Genomic DNA, 4,584 nt, shown 5'->3' on the forward strand with positions numbered 1-4,584 from the left:
CTAATCTAGCCTCGCTCGGTTACTTGTAGTAACCAGACTTACGCATCTCACGGTCGGCAGACTTGTTCGCGTTTTTCAGCGCCTGCTCTACCGAAACGTTTCCTGCTAAGGCGTTAGTAAACTGCTGTCCTGCAGCAATACCAATCGCCTGGAACTCAGGAATTGCGGCGAACTGAACGCCCACGTAAGGAGATGGCAGCAAAGTACTGTTTTGAGGATCAGCAGATTGAATCGCTTTCAGTTCTGCTTCAGCAAAGACCGCGGCATCTTTGAATGCTTGCGTGTCGTAAGTTGACTGACGAGTACCTGTTGGTACGTTCGCCCAGCCATTCTCTTGCGCTACAAGCTTGATGTAGTCCTGAGAGGTTGCCCATTTCACGAACTTTTCAGCTTCAGCCTGGTTTTTACTGCCAGCTGGAACACCAAGTGCCCATGCCCAAAGCCAGTTAGCGCCGCGATTGGTTACCGCAATTGGTGCTTGCGCAAATGCGACCTTATCAGCAACTTTACTTTGCTTAGGATCGGAGATGAAAGAAGCTGCGATGGTGGCGTCAATCCACATGCCACATTTACCTTCATTGAACAGCGCGAGGATTTCGTTGAAGCTGTTGGAGGTTGAACCCGGAGGACCGTAAGTGGTTAGAAGGTCAACATAGAAAGATACAGCGTGGTTCCACTGAGGAGTGGTGAGCTGAGGTTTCCATTCTTCGTCAAACCAGCGGGCACCAAATGAGTTTGCCATTGTAGTAATGAACGCGGCGTTGTCACCCCACCCTGGCTTACCACGCAAGCAGATGCCATAAACCCCATTGTCTGGATCATGGATGGATGCCGCAACGTCACGGATGTGACCCCACGAAGCGTTATCCGGAATTGCCATGCCTGCTTTATCGACCAGATCTTTACGGTACATCACCATCGAGCTTTCGCCGTAGAATGGGACCGCGTACATCTTGCCGTCGACAGACAAGCCAGAACGAATCGCTGGTAAAATATCGTCAGCGTTGTAGCTGGCATCGTCTTTGATTTCTTCGAGCCAGCCTTTCTTACCCCAGATTGGTGCTTCATACATACCAATCGTCATGATATCGAACTGACCACCTTTGGTCGCGATATCTGTGGTCACACGCTGGCGCAACACCCCTTCTTCCAGAGTCACCCAATTGAGTTTCACCCCTGGATTCGCCTCTTCATATGCTTTGCTAAGCTTCTGCATTTCAATCATATGACCGTTATTTACCGTCGCGATGGTTAGCTCGGTAGCCGCAATAGCGGGCGCACTTGAAATGGCAGCAAGTACAGAGGCAGAAAGTAATGTCCTGAGTTTCATGTTCATTCCCTCGACTGTTATTAGTTTATTTTGAGGCATGTTGCTTATTAACATCCCCGCAACAATCACAATTCAAAAATAGTCAAAAGAGAAATTATTGAGTGCAGAAAAGTACTTTTTAGTCTTTTAATGATCTTTTTCTGCGCTAAAAGTATTATTTGTGAGACTGGCGAATAAAAATTTGATAACAAAAAGGCGCTCAATTAATGAGCGCCTTTTTTGGGGTTTATCGAATAATTTGAGCGATTATTCTTCTACACCGCGAGATTTTAGGAACTCAGAATAGGTTCCTTTGAAATCGGTGATCTTGTTGTCTTTGATCTCGATGATTCGGGTCGCCAGAGAGTCAACAAACACACGATCGTGCGAAACGAAGAACAGCGTGCCTTTGTATTGTTCAAGAGCAGTATTCAAAGATTCGATGGATTCCATGTCCATGTGGTTGGTTGGTTCGTCCATCAACAACATGTTTGGCTTGTGCATCATCAGTTTGCCAAGCAACATACGGCCTTGCTCACCACCAGACAGCACTTTTACTGACTTTTTAATGTCGTCTTGCGAGAACAACATTCTGCCCAGGAAGCTACGAATGATTTGCTCGTCGTCGCCTTCCTGACGCCATTGCCCCATCCAGGTCATCAAATCCATATCGGCTTCAAAGTCTTCCGCATGGTCTTGCGCGTAGTAACCGATGTTGGAGTTTTCAGACCACTTGAATTCACCTGAGCGCGGCTCATGAACGCCTGCTAGTGTGTTCAGAAGTGTCGTTTTACCTACGCCGTTTTCACCGATAATCGCAACGCGCTCACCCACTTCAAAAATGGCGTTGAAGTCTGAGAACAGGTCGTTTTCATAACCCTGACTTAGGTTTTCTACAATCAGTGCGTTACGGAATAGCTCTTTAGACTGTTCAAAGCGAATGAATGGGTTTTGACGGCTTGATGCTTTTACTTCATCAAGCTTAATTTTATCGATCTGCTTAGCACGGGATGTTGCCTGCTTGGCTTTTGAAGCGTTGGCAGAGAAACGCGCCACGAACGTTTGAAGTTCAGCGATTTGCGCTTTCTTCTTGGCGTTGTCTGCTAACAGACGATCACGAGCCTGAGATGCCGCCGTCATGTACTCATCGTAGTTACCTGGGTAAACACGAAGTTCACCGTAATCAAGGTCTGCCATGTGAGTACAGACACTGTTCAGGAAGTGACGGTCGTGCGAGATGATGATCATGGTGCAGTTACGTTCGTTCAACGTTTCTTCCAACCAGCGGATGGTGTCGATGTCCAGGTTGTTGGTTGGTTCGTCGAGCAACATGATGTCTGGGTCTGCAAACAGGATTTGAGCCAGAAGAACACGCAGTTTCCAGCCAGGAGCCACTTCGCTCATCAAACCGAAGTGTTGTTCCAGTGGAATACCTACCGCAAGCAACAACTCGCCCGCTTTGGCTTCAGCCATGTAGCCATCCATTTCAGCAAACTGGGTTTCCAGATCGGCAACCTTCATGCCGTCTTCTTCGCTCATTTCAGGCAAAGAGTAGATACGGTCACGTTCCTGCTTAACTTCCCACAGCTCTTTGTGACCCATGATAACCGTGTCGACAACGGTGAATTCTTCGTAAGCAAACTGATCCTGATTCAGTTTCGCAACGCGCTCATTTGGGTCGTAGCTGACGTTGCCAGAAGTCGGGTCGAGTTCTCCGCTCAAAATCTTCATGAAAGTGGATTTACCACACCCATTTGCGCCGATTAAACCGTAACGGTTGCCTTCGCCAAACTTAACTGAAATGTTTTCAAATAGTGGCTTCGCGCCAAATTGTTGTGTGATATTCGCGGTAGAAATCAAAACCGAACCCCTTAGATAGTAAAAAGCGCTGCCACGGTACTTGGCAACGCGTTTTGATGCAAGTGTTTATTGGGTTTCAGACCAGAAGGGACTGGCTTTGGTCTTGAGATTTCTTCAAAAGTTTATTGCCTAGTAACTTCTCTATTAGCTTTTCACCTGCAATCCACTCGCCATACCCCGCATTGGTGTGGATATGACCCGCTCCGGGAATCTCTACAATTTCACTTCCCCATGATTTCGCAAACAAATGAGCTCTTTCCAGTGAGAGATGCTCGTCATTATCGCTTGTAACAAGAATACTGGGGAATTGCAGAGGTTTAAATGTCAGAGGACGTAGAGTATGGATCTCAGGGATTGCACTGGATGAATCGACATCGGCTGGCGCAACCAATAAAGCACCAATTACCTTGTCGGAACTGAACATTGATGACCACTGAGTAATGGTTACAGCACCACAACTGTGTCCAACCAGAACTACCTTAGAGTCAATAGAAGCAATTGTTTTTTCAAGAACATTGACCCATTTATCGCGCTCAGGCATGTCCCAATTTTCTTGTTGAACCCGAACAACATTTTGATATTTTCTTTCTATGTAAGTTTGCCAATGCTGTGGACCTGCGTTTGTGTATCCGGGTACTAAAATGATCGTTGTCATTACTGAGTTTTCTTTCCTTATTTTATTCCGTCATCACTAGTTCAACGGCGTTAGCCTTCTGTGGCAGATACACCGAGAACTGGCTCCCTAAACCAACTTTGGAAGTGACTTTAATTTCTCCACCCGTCTGGCTGAGAATGCTTTGCGAAACGGAAAGACCAAGCCCGGTTCCGTCTCGTTTAGTTGTATAGAAAGGATCAAACACTCGCTTGAGCTGTTCTTCTGGAATACCGCAACCCTGGTCAATCACATGAACGACTGCGCCTTTGGTTTCGTCTTCTTCCTGCCAGTCTTCGGTGCGAATGGTTAATACCCCTTCTCCATTCATGGCATGGATGGCATTCATTTCCAAGTTTACCAGAATTTGCAGCAGGTGATGTCGGTTGACTTCGACAACCGATTTGGCATTCAGCTCGGTAACAAACTGAACGTCGCGTTTTTTAGCGCCAGTTTTAACCAAGGTCAGACTTTCTTCGACGATTGGGTTAACGTGCTGCCAGGTAATTTCATCTTGTACACCACCCTGACGGCTATACTGGAGCAGGCTTCGGGTAATGTTTCGAATGCGATCAATCTGATTCAAAATGGTATCAATTTCTTCTTCAATCGAATCTGCTTTGTCACCCAGTTCGAATTTCAGTAATTCTACGTTCCCTAGTATTACAGCCGTTGGGTTGTTGATTTCGTGAGCGATACCGGCGGTCAGCTCACCGAGTGCGGCCAGTTTCTCGTTCACCACTAACTTATCGCGGGTCTGGTT

General features: G+C 46.8%; 4 protein-coding genes. All 4 read right to left on the minus strand.

The features are described from left to right. Positions 1-19 precede the first annotated feature (19 nt). On the minus strand, positions 20-1,330 hold the full coding sequence (locus RH89_RS13060) for an ABC transporter substrate-binding protein (protein ID WP_004402533.1): 1,311 nt from the start codon (positions 1,328-1,330) through the stop codon (positions 20-22). A gap of 246 nt (positions 1,331-1,576) precedes the next feature. Next, positions 1,577-3,169 (minus strand): ABC-F family ATPase, encoded by a 1,593-nt coding sequence (locus RH89_RS13065; protein ID WP_004402536.1) that lies wholly within the window; start codon positions 3,167-3,169, stop codon positions 1,577-1,579. A 76-nt stretch (positions 3,170-3,245) separates the two neighbouring features. Further along, positions 3,246-3,824, minus strand: coding sequence for an RBBP9/YdeN family alpha/beta hydrolase (locus RH89_RS13070; RefSeq protein ID WP_004402540.1), 579 nt, complete (start codon positions 3,822-3,824; stop codon positions 3,246-3,248). A 22-nt stretch (positions 3,825-3,846) separates the two neighbouring features. Further along, a partial coding sequence (locus tag RH89_RS13075; protein ID WP_004402544.1) for a sensor histidine kinase occupies positions 3,847-4,584 on the minus strand: 738 nt, incomplete at its 5' end.

This window comes from Vibrio nigripulchritudo ATCC 27043, assembly GCF_000222685.1.
Taxonomy (GTDB): Bacteria; Pseudomonadota; Gammaproteobacteria; order Enterobacterales; family Vibrionaceae; genus Vibrio; species Vibrio nigripulchritudo.